General features: G+C 48.6%; 20 protein-coding genes. 7 read left to right on the plus strand and 13 right to left on the minus strand.

All coding sequences use genetic code 11. The annotated features are described in order from the left end of the window. Positions 1-15: 15 nt before the first annotated feature. A complete protein-coding gene (locus tag AC6R03_RS10230; RefSeq protein WP_500631131.1) occupies positions 16-216 on the plus strand; it encodes a DUF2986 domain-containing protein in 201 nt (66 codons plus the stop codon). Here AC6R03_RS10230 and AC6R03_RS10235 read toward each other — a convergent pair. The 6 genes from AC6R03_RS10235 to nirB all read right to left on the minus strand — a co-directional run bounded on the left by AC6R03_RS10235 (position 202) and on the right by nirB (position 6,056). After that, positions 202-681, minus strand: a complete 480-nt coding sequence (locus AC6R03_RS10235; protein WP_334552276.1) for a LabA-like NYN domain-containing protein — start codon at positions 679-681, stop codon at positions 202-204. The two genes, AC6R03_RS10230 and AC6R03_RS10235, sit on opposite strands and share 15 nt — an antisense overlap. Before the next feature lie 137 nt (positions 682-818). Further along, entirely contained in the window at positions 819-1,208 is a 390-nt protein-coding gene (locus AC6R03_RS10240) for a glycine zipper family protein (protein WP_334552277.1), read from the minus strand. 80 nt (positions 1,209-1,288) lie between these two features. Further along, a complete protein-coding gene (cobA, locus tag AC6R03_RS10245) occupies positions 1,289-2,065 on the minus strand; it encodes a uroporphyrinogen-III C-methyltransferase (protein WP_500629775.1) in 777 nt (258 codons plus the stop codon). Positions 2,066-2,168: 103 nt separating this feature from the next. Continuing rightward, positions 2,169-3,023: a formate/nitrite transporter family protein gene (locus AC6R03_RS10250; RefSeq protein WP_500631132.1), complete on the minus strand. Its 855-nt coding sequence runs from the start codon at positions 3,021-3,023 to the stop codon at positions 2,169-2,171. Between the two features lie 119 nt (positions 3,024-3,142). Next, a complete protein-coding gene (gene nirD, locus AC6R03_RS10255; RefSeq protein WP_500631133.1) occupies positions 3,143-3,466 on the minus strand; it encodes a nitrite reductase small subunit NirD in 324 nt (107 codons plus the stop codon). Positions 3,467-3,482: 16 nt separating this feature from the next. Beyond that, positions 3,483-6,056 carry a nitrite reductase large subunit NirB gene (gene nirB / locus AC6R03_RS10260; protein WP_500631134.1) on the minus strand — a complete coding sequence of 858 codons (2,574 nt, stop codon included), beginning with the start codon at positions 6,054-6,056 and terminating at the stop codon, positions 3,483-3,485. A gap of 298 nt (positions 6,057-6,354) precedes the next feature. On the opposite strand from nirB, the gene AC6R03_RS10265 reads away from it, so the two are divergent. Next, entirely contained in the window at positions 6,355-7,395 is a 1,041-nt protein-coding gene (locus AC6R03_RS10265) for a GGDEF domain-containing protein (protein WP_500631135.1), read from the plus strand. A 5-nt stretch (positions 7,396-7,400) separates the two neighbouring features. Here AC6R03_RS10265 and AC6R03_RS10270 read toward each other — a convergent pair whose 3' ends face one another. Genes AC6R03_RS10270 through AC6R03_RS10280 form a run of 3 tightly spaced genes read right to left on the minus strand, consistent with a single transcriptional unit; the run spans position 7,401 to position 10,417 of the window. After that, complete coding sequence (locus AC6R03_RS10270) at positions 7,401-8,069, minus strand: DUF2726 domain-containing protein (protein ID WP_500627669.1); 669 nt, start codon at positions 8,067-8,069, stop codon at positions 7,401-7,403. A 45-nt stretch (positions 8,070-8,114) separates the two neighbouring features. Beyond that, complete coding sequence (locus AC6R03_RS10275; RefSeq protein WP_500631136.1) at positions 8,115-8,804, minus strand: response regulator; 690 nt, start codon at positions 8,802-8,804, stop codon at positions 8,115-8,117. Further along, entirely contained in the window at positions 8,801-10,417 is a 1,617-nt protein-coding gene (locus AC6R03_RS10280; RefSeq protein ID WP_500631137.1) for an ATP-binding protein, read from the minus strand. Before AC6R03_RS10280 ends, AC6R03_RS10275 begins: the two co-directional genes overlap by 4 nt. A 398-nt stretch (positions 10,418-10,815) precedes the next feature. Between AC6R03_RS10280 and AC6R03_RS10285 the strand changes: the two genes are divergently transcribed. Together AC6R03_RS10285 and AC6R03_RS10290 are read left to right on the plus strand one after the other, a co-directional pair. After that, positions 10,816-11,040, plus strand: coding sequence for a hypothetical protein (locus AC6R03_RS10285; RefSeq protein ID WP_500631138.1), 225 nt, complete (start codon positions 10,816-10,818; stop codon positions 11,038-11,040). A gap of 93 nt (positions 11,041-11,133) precedes the next feature. Then, entirely contained in the window at positions 11,134-11,673 is a 540-nt protein-coding gene (locus AC6R03_RS10290; protein ID WP_500631139.1) for a lipocalin family protein, read from the plus strand. Here the strand turns inward: AC6R03_RS10290 and AC6R03_RS10295 are convergent. Beyond that, entirely contained in the window at positions 11,638-12,417 is a 780-nt protein-coding gene (locus tag AC6R03_RS10295; RefSeq protein WP_500631140.1) for an MBL fold metallo-hydrolase, read from the minus strand. The genes AC6R03_RS10290 and AC6R03_RS10295 overlap by 36 nt on opposite strands. A 144-nt stretch (positions 12,418-12,561) precedes the next feature. Beyond that, complete coding sequence (locus AC6R03_RS10300) at positions 12,562-13,518, minus strand: lactate/malate family dehydrogenase (RefSeq protein WP_500631141.1); 957 nt, start codon at positions 13,516-13,518, stop codon at positions 12,562-12,564. A gap of 246 nt (positions 13,519-13,764) precedes the next feature. Between AC6R03_RS10300 and AC6R03_RS10305 the strand changes: the two genes are divergently transcribed. From AC6R03_RS10305 to AC6R03_RS10315, 3 genes are all read left to right on the plus strand, one after another. Beyond that, complete coding sequence (locus AC6R03_RS10305; RefSeq protein WP_500631142.1) at positions 13,765-14,466, plus strand: glycerophosphodiester phosphodiesterase; 702 nt, start codon at positions 13,765-13,767, stop codon at positions 14,464-14,466. Between the two features lie 260 nt (positions 14,467-14,726). Further along, positions 14,727-15,119, plus strand: coding sequence for a hypothetical protein (locus tag AC6R03_RS10310; RefSeq protein ID WP_500631176.1), 393 nt, complete (start codon positions 14,727-14,729; stop codon positions 15,117-15,119). A 216-nt stretch (positions 15,120-15,335) separates the two neighbouring features. Continuing rightward, positions 15,336-16,439 carry a phosphoribosylaminoimidazolesuccinocarboxamide synthase gene (locus AC6R03_RS10315; RefSeq protein WP_500631143.1) on the plus strand — a complete coding sequence of 368 codons (1,104 nt, stop codon included), beginning with the start codon at positions 15,336-15,338 and terminating at the stop codon, positions 16,437-16,439. A gap of 96 nt (positions 16,440-16,535) precedes the next feature. On the opposite strand, the gene AC6R03_RS10320 is transcribed toward AC6R03_RS10315, so the two are convergent. Further along, complete coding sequence (locus tag AC6R03_RS10320; RefSeq protein ID WP_500631144.1) at positions 16,536-18,419, minus strand: methyl-accepting chemotaxis protein; 1,884 nt, start codon at positions 18,417-18,419, stop codon at positions 16,536-16,538. Between the two features lie 193 nt (positions 18,420-18,612). Beyond that, positions 18,613-21,246: a DNA topoisomerase (ATP-hydrolyzing) subunit A gene (gene gyrA / locus AC6R03_RS10325; RefSeq protein WP_500631145.1), complete on the minus strand. Its 2,634-nt coding sequence runs from the start codon at positions 21,244-21,246 to the stop codon at positions 18,613-18,615. Positions 21,247-21,408 lie beyond the last annotated feature (162 nt).

Consider the following 21,408-nt stretch of genomic DNA (forward strand, 5'->3'; position numbering starts at 1 on the left):
GATAAGGTGTTCACCATGAATCGTAAAAAACGCATCAACCAGATTTTGAAGTCAAAACAGAAAAAAGCGAACGCTAAGCTGCACAAAAGCAACAAGCCGCGTTACATCTCAAAAGCCGAGCGCGCCAAGCTTGAAAACGAGGAAGAGAACGCAAACCAAGTATCCGACAATGAGACTAAACAGAGCGCAGCCAACTCAGAATCAGCGACGCAGTAATAGATCGTGGTCGATGGCGATGAATCGATCACTCGCCTCTATCAAGCTTTGGGCTGTCAGTGCCTCGACACCGTAAACGTCAACGGGCGTATTAAAACGCTGCTTAATACGCTCCAGTAACAAGGTAAAATCCCCATCCCCTGACAGCAGAACGACTCTATCCACTTGGGCCGCCGCCTCATAGACATCGAGCGCGATACCCACATCCCAATCCCCTTTCGCACTGCCATCTTGACGCTGGATAAAAGGTTTTAACTTCACATCAAACCCGATACCACGCAAGATGTGGTGGAACTGGCGTTGTTTAGGATCATGAGAAGCGATGGCGTAAGCATTGGCGATCGACACTTGACGCCCTTGCGTCGCAACGTACCAAAATTGGTTGTAATCGAAGTGAGCGCGGAACTGCGCGCGCGTGGTGTAATAGATGTTTTGCACATCCACAAAGAGTGCGATGGTTTCCATCAAGTGCATCCAACCTAGTGATTTAGCAATGGTTCGGCACTGTAACAGAATTCGATGAGGTTGAGAAATCGGTCTATTGGCAATAACAATAGCGGCAGAGAGTCCCTGCCGCTATTGCTCGTCTAGCCAACGAGTTGTTAATTTAATACGGTGTAGCCACGGTTGGTCATGCAGTTACGCATCACGGTTTGGCGTTCAGCTTCATAGTTTTTCTGGTTTTCACGGCGATCTTTACTGCCACCAAGCACACCAACAGCTAAGCCCACGCCAGCGCCCTTCTTCGCACCTTCCGAACCTGAACCACCAGCGATTGCCGTACCCGCCGCGCCCAGCGCTGCGCCTTTCGCTGCGCCACCGACAGCACCACGTGATTGGGTGTCTTTTTGCACTTGATTGGCCAACTCTTCACATTGATGCTTATCGTAGATGAAGTCTTTCTCATCAACGCCGTTTTTATCAATAATCAAATTGGCGTTTGCGCCGGCTGCCATGACAAGGGTGGCAAATAACGTGGTCATTCGTTTCATCGTTGCTCCAACAAAGCGTTCGCGTTAATTCGTTGTTAAGGAGAATAAGCAACCCTGCGCCGTTTCACTAGGAATAACGATTATTCCGTCTTATTTTCTGGTGCAAACCAATGCAATGAACGATGCAATTGTGTGACGCTGCCGACCACAATCAGCGCGGGACTCACGGCTTGTTCGGCGAGATTCGCCAGATCTGCGAGTTTACCCGTTAAGACACGCTGCTCTTTACGAGTGCCGTTTTCGATGATGGCGCAGGGCATGTCGACATCCATACCCTGCTCAATAAGATTGGCCTGAATGTGGCGACACTGTTTTAAACCCATATAGAAGACTAACGTATTGTTTGGCTGTGCCAGCGCGGACCATTGGATCTCTTGTCCATTCTTTTGAACATGACCGGTAATAAACTGCACGCTCTGGGCATGGTCTCGGTGCGTCAAAGGAATCCCCGCGTAAGAGGTCGCACCTGCGGCGGCGGTGATGCCCGGCACCACTTCAAATGAGATATTGTGCTCGGCGAGCGCTTCCAACTCTTCGCCACCACGGCCAAAGATGAATGAGTCACCACCTTTAAGGCGCACGACACGTTTGCCTTGCTGGGCTTTTTCGACCAAGATTTGATTAATTTGATCTTGCGGTACACAGTGAAAATCGAGCTGTTTACCCACGTAAATCCGCTCTGCCTCAGGGTTAGCGATGGCGAGGATCGCCTCTGACACCAATCGGTCGTAAACCAAGACCTCCGCTTGCTGGATAACTCGATACCCTTTCACTGTCAGCAAATCCGGATCGCCCGGGCCCGCTCCGACCAAAGAGACAAAACCACCTTGATTTGTGTTAACGGCGTTTGTAGACATAGCCACCACTCTTAAAAATCCACGATAAAAAGTGACAATCGCTCTATTGAAATCATCACTTGTTATCGAAATTCAGCCCCGCGAAGAGCGGGGTTGAGTGACATTATTTCGCGTTCAATACCGGAGTTGCTTGCGCGTTCGTCTCTTCTGCGTCAAGCGCTGGCGCTGTTTTCGCGTGAGTGAGATAGAGAGGGATGCAGGTAAACACAAGGCCACCGACAATGTTACCTAAAATCGTTGGGATTAGGTTAAAGTTTAACCATGTCGCGACACCAAAATCCGCACCCAGCATCATACCTAGCGGGAATAGGAACATATTTACTACTGCGTGCTCGAATACTAGCGCGAAGAAAATAAAGATAGGGAACCACATAGCGGCGATACGACCACTTAAACGGCGCGCGGTCATATTACCAATCACACCGAGACACACCATGAGGTTACACAAAATGCCGCGCACGAAGCAGGTGATCCAACCATCCATACCTAATGATTCAAAACCCGCCGAGCGTGCTGTTGAAGCATTGATGATGGTTTTAGCGACGGCGCCGCCATCATTGGTGAAGTTGGAGGTCAGTGACAGTGCAATGATGTAAGCGATGAAGATAGAGCCCACTAGGTTGCCCAGGCCAACGAGCCCCCAGCAGCGAAGGACGCGACCCCAGGTGATGCCTGGACGGTTTTCAAATTTCGCTAGCGGCGCTAAGCCAAAGACACCGGTCACTAAGTCGTAACCCATAATACTCAAAATCACAAAGCCCACAGGGAACACCATCGCCCCTACTACACCCAACCCAGTTTGGGTAATCGTCGTGAGCGCCAGAACCACCGCCAGTGACAGGATAATACCTGCCATAAAGCCACGGATAAGTAAATCTCGCGTATGGGTGTTGGTTTTCGCTTCACCAACATTGATCATCGTTTGCACGAATTCAGCAGGCTTGAAATCAGACATCATTGTCTCTCCATAAAGTTTAAAAATAAAAGTGAATAGGGAAAGGCTCCCGGCTGTCGCAGCCCTGCGCCAACAGGGAACCTTTAATCTATTGACTCTAAGAAAGAAAGTAAGCGATAACGCTAGCCCTCAATCTCTAACGCCCCTTTCACGACGCGGGCATTAAACGCTTTGACGCTGAAGCGCTCATCTTCCATACACACGCCCGTTGCTAGGTTGAAATGCTGCTTTTTCAGTGGGCTTGCCACCCAAAGCTCGCCTTTGTGCTCACCGATAAGGCCGCGTGATAACACGTTGGAACGAGCGAAAGGATCCATGTTGCTGATAGCAAACACCTCTTCCGCTTCTGACGGACGAAAGATTGCCACTTGTTGCTCCTTCACTAGCGCACATACGCCCGTGCCTGGGATGATGTCTGTGATGTCACATACTTTTTCAAATGCCATGATGATGACTCCGCTCTTATTCAGTCACTGCTACGTGAAGGATGTCGCCCTTTGTTTTCGAGGAGACGGCTTTAGAATGTTTTTCGCTGTAAGTGGCTGGGCGATGCTGAGCACGCTCATCAACAAACACGACGTTGTCATCACGCTTATCTGAGTTGATGAAGTGTGAGAAGCGTTTTAGCTGCGACTCGTCGTTGATGGTATCCGTCCACTCACAACGGAACGCGTCAACCAATTTCTCCACGTCCGTTTCTAACTGTTCGTTGATACCCAGCTTGTCATTGACAATCACTTCACGCAGGTAATCAACGCCACCTTCCATGTTCTCTAGCCATACTGATGTGCGCTGCAGTGGCGCAGCCGTACGGATGTAGAACATCATGAAACGGTCAATGTATTTAATGAGCGTTGCTTCATCTAGGTCGCTTGCGAGCAAATCAGCATGGCGGGGCTTCATACCCCCGTTACCACAGACGTACATGTTCCAGCCTGCATCGGTCGCGATGATGCCAAGGTCTTTACCTTGCGCTTCCGCACACTCACGCGTACAGCCAGAGACACCGAACTTCATCTTGTGTGGAGTACGGATGCCTTTGTAACGGTTCTCGATCATCACGCCTAGGCCTACTGCATCTTGAACACCGTAGCGACACCAAGTGGAGCCCACACATGTTTTGGCCATACGCAGTGCTTTGGCGTACGCTTGACCGGTTTCGTAGCCTGCGGCAATCAGCTTCTTCCAAATGGCTGGAAGGTCATCTTTTTGCGCGCCAAATAGACCGATACGCTGCGCGCCCGTTACTTTGGTGTAAAGGTTGTATTCCGCTGCCACTTCAGCCAAGACTTTCAATGCTTGTGGGGTGACTTCCCCGCCCGCCATACGCGGAATCACCGAGTAAGTACCGTCTTTTTGCATGTTACCGAGGAAGTTGTCGTTGGTATCGTGCAGCTTTACCAGTTGTGGTTTTAGGATGTGCTCACCCCAGCAGGAAGCCAAAATAGAACCGACTGCTGGCTTACACACTTCACAGCCGTAGCCTTGACCATACTTCTCTAAAAGCTCATCAAATGTTTTGATCTCTTCAATGCGAATCAGGTGGAACAGCTCTTGGCGAGAGTAGGCAAAGTGCTCACAGATATCGTTCTTCACTTCGACGCCAGATTTTGCCAGCTCAGCGTTCAGCACTGATGTAACCAGTGGGATACAACCACCACAGCCAGTACCTGCACCGGTTGCCGCTTTAATGTCAGCAATCGTGTGATGACCTTCAGCAACGGCTTGTGCCACTTTGCCTTTCGTTACGTCAAAACATGAACAGATAACCGCACTTTCTGGTAGCGCGTCAGCGCCCAGTGTTGGCTTCTCTGCGCCTGCGTGCGCTGGAAGGATAAGCGTATCTGGATGTTCTGGTAGGTCGATTTCGTTGAGCATGAGCTGAAGAAGGTCGCCATAGTCAGACGTATCGCCAACCATTACGGCACCAAGAAGCTTCTTGTTATCTTCAGAAACGATCAGGCGCTTGTAAACTTCTTGCTCTTCATTTTGGTAAACGTAGCTCTTACAACCTGGAGTACGACCGTTCGCATCACCGATTGAGCCTACTTTCACGCCAAGAAGCTTAAGCTTCGCTGACATGTCCGCACCTTCAAACTTGCTGTCGTTACCAAGCAGGTGATCAACCGCGACCATTGCCATCTTGTAACCTGGCGCCACTAAGCCGTAGAACATATCGTTCCAAGAGGCGCACTCACCGATGGCATAGATGTTTTCATCAGACGTTTGTGAGTAGTCGTTGATCGCGATACCACCACGCGGTGCAACCTCTAACTCCATTTGACGAGCGAGCTTGTCTTGTGGACGGATACCCGCAGAGAAAACAATAAAGTCAGTCTCAAGCTCAGTGCCATCGGCAAAACGCATCACGTTACGTGCATTTTTGCCTTCTGGTGCAATCTCAAGTGTGTTTTTGCTGGTGTGAACGTTCACGCCCATGCTTTCAATTTTGTTACGCAGTTGGTCGCCGCCCGCTTGATCGAGCTGCTCAGCCATCAACTTAGATGCAAACTCAACGACGTGTGTTTCAACGCCGAGCGCCTTCAATGCGCCTGCCGCTTCAAGGCCAAGTAGACCGCCGCCGATAACCACACCGACTTTGCTCTTCTTCGCACAAGCTTCAATCGCTTTTAGATCTTCAATGGTGCGGTAAACAAAGCAATCTTTGCTTTCGCGACCTTTAATGGGTGGCACAAATGGGAAAGATCCCGTCGCCATAATCAGCTTGTCGTACTGAATTTCACGGCCAGAGCTTGAATAGACGGTGCGTTTGTCTCGGTTGACATTAATTGCGCGCTCACCGAGCAAGACGTTGATCGCGTGTTTTTCGTAGAAACCTTCTTTAACGAGAGAGAGTTCTTGCGCGGTATGGTGAGAAAAGTAAGAAGAAAGGTGGACACGGTCATAGGCAACACGAGGCTCTTCGCAAAAAACCGTGATGTCAAACTGTGAGATATCCGTCTTATCGACCAAATCTTCCAGATAACGATGGCCAACCATGCCGTTGCCGACGATGACCAGTTTCAACTTGCTCATAATACTTCCTAAGAGTTAGGTGCTTATATCTGAGCGCATTGTTTATCGGTTGGCTGATTTATTTCATGACGTAAATCAATTCAAAAATCAAACTACCCTAAAGGGGTAGAGGTGAACTACAGTGTATTCAAACACCTATTTGCCATTTATGCTTTGAGATCACACTAACACTGTAACAGTGCACCTAATTTCATTTCCATTAGTGTGATCTTACTTCACGCCTGAACTTGATTAGTGAAATCAATGGCATAATATGTCTATTAATCAAACAAAAGTATAATAAAACAGCGGTTAACAGATGGCTTCAGGGAACGAACTCGATATTTTTCGACCGTCGCGGCAATTGCGACGGGCAACGTTATTTTGGCTTAGTTTAGTGTTGGCCGCCATGTCGATGCTGGTGGCCATTGTGAACGTCTATGTTGGTCCGTTTTATACGCTTGCCTACATAGAAGCGATGTTTTGCACCTTCTCTCTTTACGTGGGTTACTGTTGCTATCATGGCAGGCACTCGAACACCTTAGCAGTGCTCTACATTTATAGCGTGGTGGCCATCATTAGCATCGCGACCTATAGCCACCCAGTCGCGCACGGTCTGTTTGTGTGGGCGTTCCTTTACCCTGTTCTCTTTTATCTGATTCTTGGTCGTCGACAAGGCTTCATTGCGACGGCGATTGGATTCTCTTTACAGTTGGTGATCATCTGTCAAAAAAACGGCGATACCGCCCTACTTGATTACTTCCACCTCTCGATTAACTTTGCGCTTGCCTTTGCCGCGGTGTGGGTGACTGCGCACGTCTTGGAGGTCAAGCGTAAAACCTCTGAAGCCTCCTTAGGTCACTTGGCGTCACGGGACGCTTTGACGGGTGTCTACAACCGCCATGCGTTGGTGCATAACTTCGAGCGTTATCGTCGTGAGAGTCAAACACTGCCTCTCTCTTTGCTGATCTTAGATTTGGATTACTTTAAGCAGGTCAATGACCAATTTGGCCACGATGTCGGAGATAAGGTGCTGATACAGACGGCGGCACTGATTGATGCCTTAAGCGATGAGCATCTGGTCTATCGCATTGGGGGCGAAGAGTTTTGTGTTGCTCTGCACAACACGGACTTACCGCAGGCGATGCAAAAAGCCGAACAGATTCGCGCCACGATTGAACGTGCAAACTTTCACTCTCGTGAAGAGCCGATTCATTTAACCGTCAGTATTGGGGTTTACCAGTGCGACCACTACCACGATCTTGAAAGTGTGCTGCGTGAAGCCGACAAAGAGCTCTATCGCGCCAAACAAAATGGCCGCAATCAGGTCATGGTATGCAATGAAGCGGCGGCCTCATAGGGCCGCTATTCTGCGGTGTCTGACTCGTCGTCAAACACGACGTTGTAGTTTTCTGTGTAAGTACAGTGTGGTTGGCGACTACAGGTAAAGAAACGCCGACCTTTGAACTCCCCTTGGCTGGCGATCTTGATGTTCATTGGGCTACCGCAGCGTTTGCAAAAACGCACCTCTTTATCCGATTCAATCAGATCAATATGTGCGGCGAGCAATCGACGCAGTCTCCCGACTTGATAGCTGTGCTTGACCGATGCACCGATGAGCGGGATCCCGGCAGATTTACATACGTGCATCAAGAGCTTCTGGCGCTCGACCTTACCTTTATTGAGCTCTTTGCCGTCATCAAGCTCAATCACGGCCCGCACATCCAAAGAGCGAGGATCGCACACCACATAGTCAAAATAGCTGCGCGCAATGCGGTTGTTGGCGATAAACCACTGCTTTTTGTCGGTGGCTTTGGGCGCTATGACGTTCGCCATGTTCACTTTACTCAACACCACTGCTTGCTGACCAACCGCGCTGATGAGGGCATTGTAAAACGCCGTCTCTTGCATGTTGAGTAGCGCGCCCTTGCGTTTGTAGGTGCTGTCTTTGAGCTCATCTTGCTTAAGAAATCGCTTTTGCACGATGAAAAAGAAGATCACTAGTATCGCAACAACGATGAAAACACTTTCCATTCCATTCACACCAATAGCTTAACTTTTCAATACTTTACCACAACTTCATTCCGCCGCAGCAGATTTGTAGCAGCGCTCGGGGCGTCCGACCGTGCCGTAGTTGAGATCCGCCGTCAGCTCACCCGTACTGATTAAGTGTTCCAAGTAGCGCCGAGCTGTGGTACGGCTTGCGCCAATCTGCTCACCCGCCTCATCCGCGGTCAAACTCTCGGCTTGCTTAAACAGTGCACGAATTTTATCCAACGTGACGGCATCGATGCCCTTTGGCAATCGGGCCACATTGGAGGTCGCTGGCGTGGATGCTTGGAGCATTTTATCCACTAAGCGTTGATCGATACCGTCACTGTGCGTCAGCTGTTGCTGCCTATCTCGATATTTGCTTAATGCCGCTTCTAGGCGAGAAAAGACGACGGGTTTGAGCAAGTAATCCACCACACCTCCGCGCATCGCCTGTTGTAAGGTTTCAACATCGCGCGCCGCCGTGATCAAAATCGCGTCACACTGGCGCTGTTTTGCGCGCAATTCACGCAAAATGTCCAACCCCGTTCCATCAGGCAAGTGAACATCGAGCAGCACGAGATCGGGGGTCAGCAGATCGAGTTGCATGTCTGCCTCCACTTTATTTGTCGCAATACCAATGACCTCAAAGCCGCCCATCTGATCGAGATAACGTTGGTGAAGCTGCGCGATGGCTAAGTCATCTTCCACAATCATGATTCGAATCGCCGAACTCATCCTCGCTCTTCCTTTGGTAAATAGACTGTCATTCTGGTGCCAAAATCCTTGTTATCGGTAATATCTAACTGTCCGTGGTAACGTGTAGAGAGCTCATTCACTAAGTATAATCCGACCCCGCGATTGGATTGGTCTTTACTCGACACGCCGCGCTGAACGAGCTCCTCTTTACTTAGATGTGCCGGTAGGCCGCAACCTTGATCGCTCACCTCAAGAATGATCTCGTTACCATAATCACTGATCGACACTTCTATGATGCGCCTCGATTGGGCTAATTGCCCTTCTTGGCTAATTGCCTCACGCACGGCATCGAACGCGTTATCGATCAAATTACCTAAGATGGTGACTATGTCTTCGGCATTGATTCGCTTTGGTAACGGCTCGAGTCTTGTGCCTTCTTCTACCGTCAACTCTAATCCAAGCTCGCGCGCGCGCTCGGTTTTGCCAAGCAACATGCCCGCGATTAGCGGCTCTTTAACCGTCTCGCGTAAAAATTCGATTAAGACTTGATAATGCTCAGTCTCTTGGCCAATCAATGCAAGCACTCCCTCTAACTCCCCCATTTGCACCATGCCGCTGATGGTGTTGAGCTTGTTTCGATGCTCATGCGTTTGAGAGCGGAGCATCTCTGCGTACTCTTTGGTTTTGGCTAATTGCTCAGTTAAATCGGTGATGTCGTCACGCAAGCGGAAACTGGACACCGCACCGACCACCTGGCCATCCAATATAATCGGGCTGCGATTGGCAATAAGACGTTTATTATTGAGGTAAAGATTGATGTCGTTATCGGTGCGAGCAGTCGTCAACACAGTATGTAAGTCACTGTGTGGCAACACTTCACTGAGTGGCTGATTCAAACATGCCTGTTTATCCAAACCTAAAATTTGGCAGGCACTTTTATTGATTGAGCGCAGTTTACCGGCCCCATCGATACTCAAAATGCCCTCTTTAAGGGTTTCCAGTGTCACATCCAACTCGACATAAAGTCGGCCAATCTCTTCGGGCTCAAACCCCAATATCGCTTTTTGAAAGCGCCGTGATGCATAGCTAGAGACCAAGGCGTTCGCACCGACCACAATCAATGCCATCACAATCAAGAAGAACAGGAATGGTTCAATCCTATCTTGAAGCCGGTCAATCAAATACCCGACAGACACAACGCCGATGATTTCACCGTGCTGATTGAACACCGCCGTTTTACCCCGCACTGAGTAACCCAGTGACCCTTTGGCGAACGAGATGTACGCCTCCCCGTCGACCAAAGCGCGCTTGTTGTCACCACCGCGCATTGGCTTACCAATTCGATCATCGACTGGGTGCACCAAACGCATACCTTGCTTGTCGCCGATCACGATAAACGCGGCGCCAATCAACTGGGTCAAATCACGATAGCGCTGCTGACTTTGCACTTGGCCGGTTTCAATCATTTCAATCACAATCGGTGATTTGGCAAGAAAAGAGGCCACCCCAAGCGCCTTCAAGCCCATCTCTTCTTCTTGCGAATGCTTGATGTAAATAAAGCCGGCGGCCGAGAGCAAGAGCAATTCGATTAGCCCAGATAATGTCATGATCATCAGCATCCGTTTGCGAAAGCTGATACTGCTCCAATTCATACTTTTCCTCACTGCCGATCGCGTGTCGCTGCGATCAAGAGACCTTCCTATAATGAGACATTTTAAGGCTAACATCGATGCCAGTATTGGACGACTGGCGCTCATCCAAACTGTGAATTCCCCAAGTGAATTGAGATCAAAATGCTAATGACTTGGTGATTTTTTAGCCGCAAGGTTGCTTTTTTGAGTTCACTTCATGTTTATTCAGTTATTAACCTCCTTTTCGTTGATTAAGATCAAACCGTTTTTAGAACATTTTATGCACTAAAACCGCATTTGTTTTGTATACTATTTGAACACTCAGTGGTAATCGTCATTGGCTAACCTGCAGCACACCGTTTAAAAGAAGCGACTCACGCACAAGATTCGATGCTGCTCAACAGATAGGAACGTTGGACATGGAAAAGGATATGTACGGCTTCTGCCTTTCAAAAGCGCTACTTTCAAACCATCTCACTGGTACGTTCACTCACGTTCGTGCTTATGAATCTTGCCCTTCTGGTGAACAAGATCGCATCAAACATGCCTACCCCCAATTGTCGGGTAAAGAGCTGCTTGCGACCATGAGCAGCTCGGATCGTCTGCGTTGGCGAGCCGAATTTGTCTGCTTAGACTCAAAATGATCGTCATTACTCGATGAATGCACCATACTTAAGAGAAACCATCCGGTTTCTCTTTTTGTTTCAATGCACTCTATCCACAACGAGAGGTGTAACATGACCCTTCATCCCCGTATTTTGGCGCTATTTGCGGTACTGATCTCACTGTTGTCAGGTTGTGTTTCGACACCCACCGGCATCGCGCCTGTCAATGAGTTTTCTCTCGAGCGCTATCTTGGCACATGGCATGAGGTTGCTCGGCTTGATCACAGCTTTGAACGGGGCCTCAGCCATGTCAGCGCACAATACTCGCTCAATGATGATGGCAGCGTGCAAGTGATCAATCGTGGCTGGAACGATGAAGATAACCAGTGGAAAGAAGCGATAGGTGTCGCCAAGTTTGTCGATGGAGAGGAGATTGGGCACCTCAAAGTCTCTTTCTTTGGACCGTTTTACGGCAGTTATGTGGTGTTCTATTTAGAAGAGGATTATTCAGCTGCGGTCGTCAGCGGTTACAATCGAGACTATTTATGGATTCTCGCCAGAGAGCCTGATTTGCCTACGTACAAGCTCAATAAATACGTCAGGATTGCCCAATCCGCTGGCTTTGACACAGAACAGTTACTGTTTCCTTTTCATGGTGACCTGAGCGAATAGGCCTTTTAGCACTGCGCGTAACTTGGTTTTTGTTGCCCTCCAGTGCGTTGAGGGAGTGGTGGGCGTGGTCGCGATAAGGTGCCGATAGGCACTCTCATCGAAAGTCACCGAGCCACCATGAGCAACGAGCAAAGTCTCTGGGTTTAGCTTGAAAACCCGCTCGACGGAACGCCGATAATAATTAGGATAAAAGATTGGAAAAGGTGAGATTAGGTGCTGTTTCACTTCCACCATTAAGTCCGCCACATAGAGTAGCCGTGTGGGCTCATGCCACAAAGAGAGGTCCCGATCAGTGTGGCCTGGCGTCTCTAGAATCGTCCAATCTGGAAATCCAGGTATCTGGTCCCCTTCGTTGACTACGCTATCAGGCTTGAGGTAACGGTCATACCAGAGGTTGACGCGTGCTTTTTTCATTCTGCCCGCCACCCATAATGCGAGTAGCAAGTCAGACAAAAACATCGCCCCACCCGACCACCCTTGATACCAATGGGTCTTTTTGTCGGCAGAAACTATCTGGCACCCCGTTAATGCTCTAAGACGATGCGCCGCACCCGCATGATCGGGGTGCATGTGTGTCACCACAACGACTTTCAGATCGCACAGAGGACGCGCAAGTTGCTGCTCAATGAACTGGCACAAGTAGGTAATGTCGGCTCGACTAGCGCCGTCAAGAAGCAAGAGTTTGTCGGGATACTCAGCGAGATAGATGGTTTGAATATAACCTTCAATGGTATGAATGTGCATAACGCTGCTAATTTAACAATGTATTCACATTATAAATTAGCAGCGTCTTACTCTTGGCAAAGAGTAAAAACTCTAAGCTGTGAGCCCAATCCTCTTTTTCAAGCCAGTAGCGAGACAGGTTGTGATCTTGCAAAGAGTACCCCGTTAACGGGCATTCAAACCTGTTTGCGCCGCCACTTGTTCAACGATTTTCGTGACGTTATCCGCCACCGCATGGAGCGTACTGAGCTCATCTTGAGTAAAGGGATGTTGCAAAATCGCTTGGGCACCATTTTGCCCGACGACGGTTGGCAAACTAAGCACAACATTGTCGAGGCCATAATCCCCTTGTATCAAGGTCGCAACCGGCAACACCGAGCGTTCATTGATCATAATGGCTTGAATAACCCGGAACACACTCGCGGCAATACCGTGTGTGGTGTTTTGCTTGCGCTTAAATATCTCGTAACCCGCTTGCTTGACCGATTCAAGCAGTTCATCCGCGCAAATACGAGGCATTTTGTGTGTATCGCAGTAATAATCTGCAGGTTGTCCGGCGATCGAAATTAAGCTCTTGGGGGTGAAGCAGTTGCTTCCATGCTCACCAAGAACATAACCGAAAACGTTTTTAGGATCTAAGTTGACGCGGTTAGCCACAATACTCATCAAACGTGCGGTATCAATCACACAACCGCTGCTGATCACTTTCTCCGCCGTGTAGCCAGTATTGGTTGCGATAAAGTGTGTGACAATGTCACAAGGGTTGGAGACCACGATGAGTATCGCGTTCGGTGCGACGCGCTCAACATTCCTCGCGATATCAACACCAATTTTGGCGTTGATTTCTGCCAAATCAATTCGAGTCTGCCCCTGCTTAATCTGCGCGCCTGCGGTAATCACGACAATGTCTGCGCCAATCAAACTGAGATAGTCATCGGTCGGCACAATGTGGGTATTTTTTGTGAATGTTAGCGCGGCAGTATGGCGAAAATCGAACGCTTCCCCTTCCGCCCTTGCTAGATTCTGATCCAACAACACCAGTTCACTAATACTGCCCAATGTCAGTAGATAATTACAGACACCCACACCCACTGCGCCAGCGCCGATCACTCCGATCTTCATGCTCTCTTCCTTGTTCCAATCAAATTTAGTGCTCTGGGCGTATTCTAATCGTCTGAAACCTCTTTTTTCCAATTTAATTTTATCTTCAAATTAAATATTAGATAAAAATATCGTTCATGACATAAAAACCAGTAGAGTTAATCGCAATCTGTTGAAAGAGCGAGCACAACTTAGAGATCAAAATGACTACCACATCCACTCAATGACGCGTATTCTCAGACCAAATCACTCCGTTGAGAATCAGATATGCTCATTATTGGCCACCGCGGCGTGGCAGGACACTATCCAGAAAACACCACCGCCAGCATTCAAGCGGCGATAGATCTTGGCCTTACTTGGGTTGAAGTCGATGTGCAGCCTTGCAAAGACGGTCATCTCGTCGTGTGTCACGACCATACTGTTGACCGTTGCTCAAATGGTACAGGCAGAGTCGACACCTTGACCCTCAGTGCGCTCAAACAACTCAATTTTGCGGCGCGCCATGAAGGTCAAGTGACACCACAAACCCTGTTAACCCTTGAAGAGCTACTGACACTTATTGAACCCAGCGACATCAAGCTGAATATTGAAGTGAAAGTTGATACCCACGACGCCCAATCGGTATGCGCGCTATTGGCCTCTACGCTCAATGTGACCTCAATACCGCTAGAGCGCATTATTTTGTCGAGTTTTAGCCATGACGTGATGCGCGAGTTAGCAAAGCAAATTCCTCAGTGTCGACGCGCTTTACTTACCGAGCGATTGAAGCGCAAGGATTGGCGACTTCTCAAAGAGGTGGAGGCGACAGGCTGCAATATTGGCGCAACATGGGCGACCAAGTCTACCGTCTCAAAACTACAAGATGCCGGGTATGAAGTGTGGTGCTACACCATCAATAATCCGAAACGACTCAAACACCTTTCTCAATTGGATGGTATTTTTAGCGACTATCCAGAACGTTTTCTCTAGCACCTCTTCTCACCCTGTTCGCCTCTACTTGGCCTCCTGCTGAGTAGAGTGAGTTACCCATCACATTTTCTGCACCTTTTCAAAGCTCTCATTCAACCTATCAAACCAATATAATTTAACTACTTATCAGATAGTTAGAAAACACACTCCTTCTATTAATCTACCTGACCCGCTCATTTTGCGCGCAAAAAATGCTTGCGTCTTCGCCACAATAAAACTACTGTATACGCATACAGCATGTATAAAAGGACAGTATTATGATTTCAGTTCAAACACCTCGTCACGGCTACTCAAAGTTTAATGTGTTGGCTCAGTCTACCCAGCCTCTATCTTTGGATGACACCAGCCTTGAACGACTGGCTGATCTGTCACAGCAGAAACAGTGGATTCTATTTACAGGTCAATGCCCACGTCCAGATTTTGCTCAACTGTCCTCACATCAAGTGCGTTGCAATCAAATCATCCACATGAAGCCATCGCAAATTCAGTCGGAAGTCGATATTGTGACCAAAGCGATTCAATCAGGTAACGCCAGTGCGGTGGTTGCCTCAAGTGAGCTCTCTCTTATCGAACAGCGACTATTGAAAGAACTGGCCAAGCAACATCAGTGTGAAGTCTTTTTTGTTGATGCGTCTATGCATCACTACCACTAAATCGAAACCTCACTGCTTCGCCTCCTATCATTGTGATAAGAGGCGTTTCTTTTCGCGGTTTCTTGATTTGAAACCAAGGCCTAACTCATTCAACTTAAAAACAAGCAAACGTTTGCTTTTTATCTGGAACAGAGAAAAAGTTCTGGTATCATGCTCTGCAAATGAAGGGCCTTCATGGCTTATCAACCATTTTTGACAAATTATAGGAATGTCTAAATGAGTCTCGCAGAACAAGTTCTCGCCGTTAATGACGATCTTCCCATCCGCACTGATAAACCGGTTCACAGTGGTAAAGTCCGCTCTGTGTATTGGCTAACCGAAGCCGATAGCCGACGCCTTATCGAAGAAAAAGGTTACGACGTGTCGCCTGACGCACCACTAGCAATTATGGTGATCAGTGACCGTATCTCCGCGTTTGACTGCATTTGGCACGGTGAAGGGAATCTAAAAGGCGTGCCAGGTAAAGGGGCGGCGTTAAACGCCATCTCCAACCACTGGTTCCAACTGTTTAAAGACAATGGGCTCGCAGACAGCCACATTCTCGACATTCCTCACCCATTGGTTTGGATCGTGCAAAAAGCCAAGCCCATCATGATCGAAGCCATCTGCCGCCAATACATCACCGGTTCAATGTGGCGTGCTTACGAAAAAGGTGAGCGCGAGTTTTGTGGTATCACACTACCTGAGGGTTTAGAGAAAGACAAAGCGCTTCCAGAGCTACTTATGACGCCATCCACTAAAGGCATTCTACGTGGCATCCCTGGTGTACCAGAAGCGGACGACGTTAACATCAGTCGCCGCAACATCGAGGAGAACTTTGCCGCGTTTAACTTCTCAAAGCAAAGCGATATCGCGATTTATGAGAAGCTACTCAGTGAAGGCTTTGGCGTCATTAGCTCGGCTTTGGCGAAAGTAGGTCAAGTCTTTGTTGATACCAAATTTGAGTTTGGTTACGTCACCGACGCGGCGGGTCAGGAAAAACTCATCTACATGGATGAAGTGGGGACACCGGACTCTTCACGTATTTGGGATGAAGCACAATACCAAGCCGGCAATATTGTCGAGAACTCAAAAGAAGGGTTCCGCCAGTTCTTGCTTAACCACTTCCCTGACCCAGACATCTTGCTCAATAAAGATCGCATGCCTGAGCGTGAAGCCCTTGCTCGTGACAATGCCCTTCCTCTCTCTGCGTTGATGGACATCTCAAAGACCTACACAGGTATCGCAGAAAAGATCACGGGAAAAGCGATTACGCTCAGCGATAATCCTAAGCAAGAGATCATCGATATTCTTGCCGCAGACTACGGTCTCATTGACTAAGTGACCTGTTCGACTGAAACGACAACGCCCAGCTAAGCTGGGCGTTGTTTTATCTTAACAATGATATCTCTACTTAGTGGCTTTTCATCTCATCGCTTAGAGCTTAAAGCGCTTTATCTCTTGTTCAAGCTCAAGTGAGAGTTCGGAAAGCTGTGTTGCTTGCGCCGCAGCGTCATGCGCTTCATCGGCTAATTCATTGGAGACATCACGAATACCAACCGTATTACGCGTGATTTCTGACGTCACCGAGGCTTGCTCTTCTGCCGCTGAGGCGATCTGAGTCGCCATATCGCTAATACGCTCGACCGCATGTTGAATATCAGTGAGGCTGTGTGCCGCCAAATCCGCGTCTTCAACACTGGTTCCCGCTAATTGTCCACTATCACGCATGATGCCCACCGCTTTTAGCGTGGTGCCTTGCAGCGTCTCAATCATGTGTTGGATCTCTTTGGTCGATGAGTGTGTGCGTTGGCTAAGCACGCGCACTTCATCGGCAACGACTGCGAACCCACGACCCTGCTCACCAGCGCGAGCGGCTTCAATGGCCGCATTCAAGGCGAGCAAATTTGTCTGCTCTGCGATATCTTGAATCGTCGAAAGAATGGTATTGATGCTGTTGCCATGGACTTCTAACTCTTGAATGACTTTTGTCGCCACTTGAACTTCATTAGCCAGGTTCTGAATCGAGCTTTGCGTTTGCACCACTTGTTTACCACCTTGCATACAGGCTGACACCGCTTGGGTAGAGTTCTGCGCTGTGTGGTCCGCGTTGCCGGCAATTTCTTGCGTCGCGGCCGCCATCTCGTTGATGGCTGTGGCGACCATGTTGATCTCATCTTGCTGCAAACGAATTCGTTCACTTCGCTGCGCGGCATTTCGTGCTGTGCTTTTCGATTGCTCAGACAATGAGGCAGACACAAGGCTCAGCTTCGATACCATCGCATGCATATTGCCGACAAACGTATTAAAGTTTGCCGCCAGTTGACCCACCTCATCGTCACTTCTTGGCTCTAGACGCTGAGTTAAATCCCTTTCGCCTGACGCAATGGCTTCCAAGGCGGTCGACACGCGCACTAAGTCGCGAAATAAGAAGCTCACCAACCAAGAGACCAGTGCGATGACCACTGCCGTGATCACCAGTGACGTCACCACCAGCTTGATCATCAACTGATTGAGCGCCGCTTCTTCAGTCGTCACATCCATCTCAATGGCAAAAATCCAAGGGGTGTGGGCAACGGATTTGAAATAGTACAGCTTCTCTTGATTGCCTTGATGTAAACGATGTATCGATCCGTTGTCTGCTGCTTGTTTGATGTCTCGCAAAGATAATCGGTCGAACAACTGACTGACCGGTTTGAGCAGCAAGTTTTTATCAGGATGAGCGAGGAAGTTACCATCTTGTGTATCAATCAACATCGCGTGCGCATTTTTGCCTACATTGAGGTTGATGACGTCGTTAATCAGCTGATCAATCAGCACATCGGCCCCAACCACACCACGTAGCTGCGTACCCTGCGTAATCGGTTGAGCGATCGTCACGAGCAACGCATTAGTGATTGCATCTTGGTAAGCCGTGGTGATCATCTGGCGTCCTGCATTCTTGGCATCAATATACCAAGGTCTGACTCGCGGATCGTAGTCGGCACGATTGCGGTCAGGGTGAGAGCGGAACATCTCTCCCTTCGGTGTGCCGTAGAAAATGTCGTCGAAGCCACCAGCATTGCGTGCTTGTTGCAGATAAGGCACAACATTCTCTTCGCCCACGTATTGATTGAAGGCAGACGCAATATCCTTACGGATCGCTATCCAGTCGGCAATACCGGAGGTCGCCGCATTGGCGATACTTTCTGCACGGTCTTGTACACCTTGATGAGTTTGATTGGCAAGTTGCTGGGCAGACAGCCAAGTCAAGACGCTGGCCATCAAAACAACGGCCGACAAACTAGCAATAATGAGTTTTTGTTTGAGTGATAACTTCATGGTTCGCATTGAGTGAGTAAATAAACATCGCGCGCATTCTATAGGCAAAATAGCACCTATGCACGTGAATTAAATTTCGCTCATCAATTAGCTAAACTATTGTTATAACGATATATTTTTGACGCCATTTTTTAATCGATCAAAAAAGCCGAGGGGTTACCTCGGCTTTCTTTATCAACGTAACAGAGTAAGATTACACTTGCTCGTCATCACCGTCATTCACATCCGGTGCGTCAGTTGGCGCGCTCACTTGTGCTGACTCATCTTGCTCAGCATCTTCGCCATCGATGATGTCTGCTTGTTCGATTTCATCGATACGTTGTAATCCAACGACCGATTCATCTTCAGCGGTGCGGATCAGAGTCACACCTTGTGTGTTACGACCGACTTGGCTCACTTCCGCCACACGAGTACGTACCAGTGTACCAGCATCGGTGATCATCATCATCTCATCGCCTTCTTCTACTTGAACAGCGCCAACGACTGGGCCGTTACGTTCAGAGACTTTGATAGAGACAACACCTTGGGTTGCGCGACCTTTAATTGGGTATTCCGCCAATTCAGTACGCTTACCGTAGCCGTTTTGCGTCACAGTGAGGATATCGCCTTCGTTCGCAGGAACGATCAGTGACACCACTTGGTCATCATCCGCTAGCTTCATACCGCGCACACCTGCTGCGGTCCGGCCCATCGCACGGACTTTATCTTCACTAAAGCGCACCACTTTGCCCGCTTTAGAGAACAGCATAATGTCGCTTTCGCCGGTAGTGATATCCACACCAATCAGTGAATCGTCATCACGCAAGTTCACTGCAATCAGACCATTTGAACGAACATTGGCAAATTGATCCAGTGACGTTTTCTTCACTGTACCATCGCCTGTCGCCATGAAGATGTATTTGTCTGCCGAGAACTCATCAACTGGCAAAATAGCGGTAATACGCTCTCCCTCTTCAAGAGGCAGAATATTAACGATTGGCTTACCACGCGCTGTGCGTGTCGCTTGAGGCAATTGGTACACCTTCAAACGGTAGGTCTTACCGCGAGTCGAGAAGCAGAGGATATTGTCATGCGTATTGGCGACAAGCAGACGCTCAATAAAGTCTTCTTCCTTCATCTTGGTGGCGCTCTTACCTTTACCACCACGACGCTGAGATTCGTAATCACTCAGTAACTGATACTTCACATAACCTTCGTGAGACAGGGTTACCACTACGTCTTCACGAGCAATCAGCTCTTCCATATCGATGTCATGGGTGGCCGCTGTGATTTCTGTACGACGAGGATCACCGTAACCATCACGTACCGCTTCTAACTCTTCACGGATGACTTCCATCAAGCGCTCAGTGCTAGCCAGGATGTGCATAAGCTCCGCGATTTCATCTAGAAGTGCTTTGTACTCATCAAGAATCTTCTCGTGCTCTAGACCGGTTAGACGGTGTAAACGAAGTTCTAGAATGGCTTGCGCTTGAGTTTCTGTTAGGTAGTACAGACCTTCACGGATACCGTATTGATCTTCTAGCCATTCTGGACGTGCGGCATCAGTACCAGCACGCTCAAGCATTGATGCAACGTTACCCAAATCCCAACCACGCGATACCAAGCCCACTTTCGCTTCTGCTGGTGTTGGTGCGTTTTTGATCAGCTCAATAACTTCATCGATGTTTGCAAGCGCAAGGGATAGCGCTTCAAGGATATGCGCACGTTCACGTGCTTTGCGTAGTTCGAAGATAGTACGACGAGTGACCACTTCACGACGGTGGTCAACGAAGCACTTCAACATGTCTTTTAAGTTGAATAGCTGTGGCTGGCCGTTATTTAGAGCCACCATGTTGATACCGAAAGTCGTTTGCAGCTGAGTCTGTGCGTAGAGGTTGTTGAGCACCACTTCGCCTACTGCATCACGCTTACATTCAATCACAATGCGCATGCCGTCTTTATCAGACTCGTCACGCAGTGCACTGATGCCTTCCACTTTCTTATCTTTAACCAGCTCAGCAATCTTTTCGATAAGACGAGCTTTGTTCACTTGATAAGGAATTTCAGTGACAATAATGGTCTCTTTACCATTCTTCTCTACTTCGATTTCCGCTTTAGAACGCATGTAGATCTTACCGCGACCGGTTTTGTACGCGTCTACAATGCCTTTGCGACCACTGATGAGCGCCGCAGTCGGGAAATCAGGACCCGGTATGTAGTCCATAAGCTCATCAATCGTGATTTCTTCATTATTGATGTAAGCCAGGCAGCCATCAATCACTTCACCTAGGTTGTGAGGCGGAATATTGGTGGCCATACCTACCGCGATACCAGAGGCACCGTTCACCAGTAGGTTAGGAATTTTTGTCGGCAGTACCGCAGGGATTTGCTCTGTGCCATCGTAGTTTGGCACGTAATCTACGGTTTCTTTGTCTAGGTCAGCGAGAAGTTCGTGGGCAATTTTTGCCATACGCACTTCGGTGTAACGCATTGCTGCTGCGGAGTCACCATCGATAGAACCAAAGTTACCTTGGCCATCAACAAGCATGTAGCGCAATGAAAACGGCTGAGCCATACGTACGATAGTATCGTACACAGCACTGTCACCATGAGGGTGATATTTACCGATAACGTCGCCAACAACACGGGCAGATTTTTTGTATGGTTTATTCCAATCATTACCTAGTACGTTCATCGCGAATAACACGCGGCGGTGTACAGGCTTTAGGCCATCACGCACATCTGGAAGAGCACGACCAACGATGACTGACATCGCATAGTCTAGGTAGGAACCTCGCAGCTCATCTTCAATGTTTACGGGCGTGATCTCTTTAGCTAGATCGCTCATAGAGCCATTATCCCTCTATTTATAGATCGTATGTACAATACGTTTAAGGTGCGAAAATATAACACACAAATCAATAGTTCGGCATTACTTTCCCTCTCGTTTTATCAGGTTGTGAGCTTGGTTGTGAATCAAACGCTGAGAAATTGCACACTCATGAATTAT

Source organism: Vibrio sp. R10-SG-ISO4 (genome assembly GCF_059834135.1).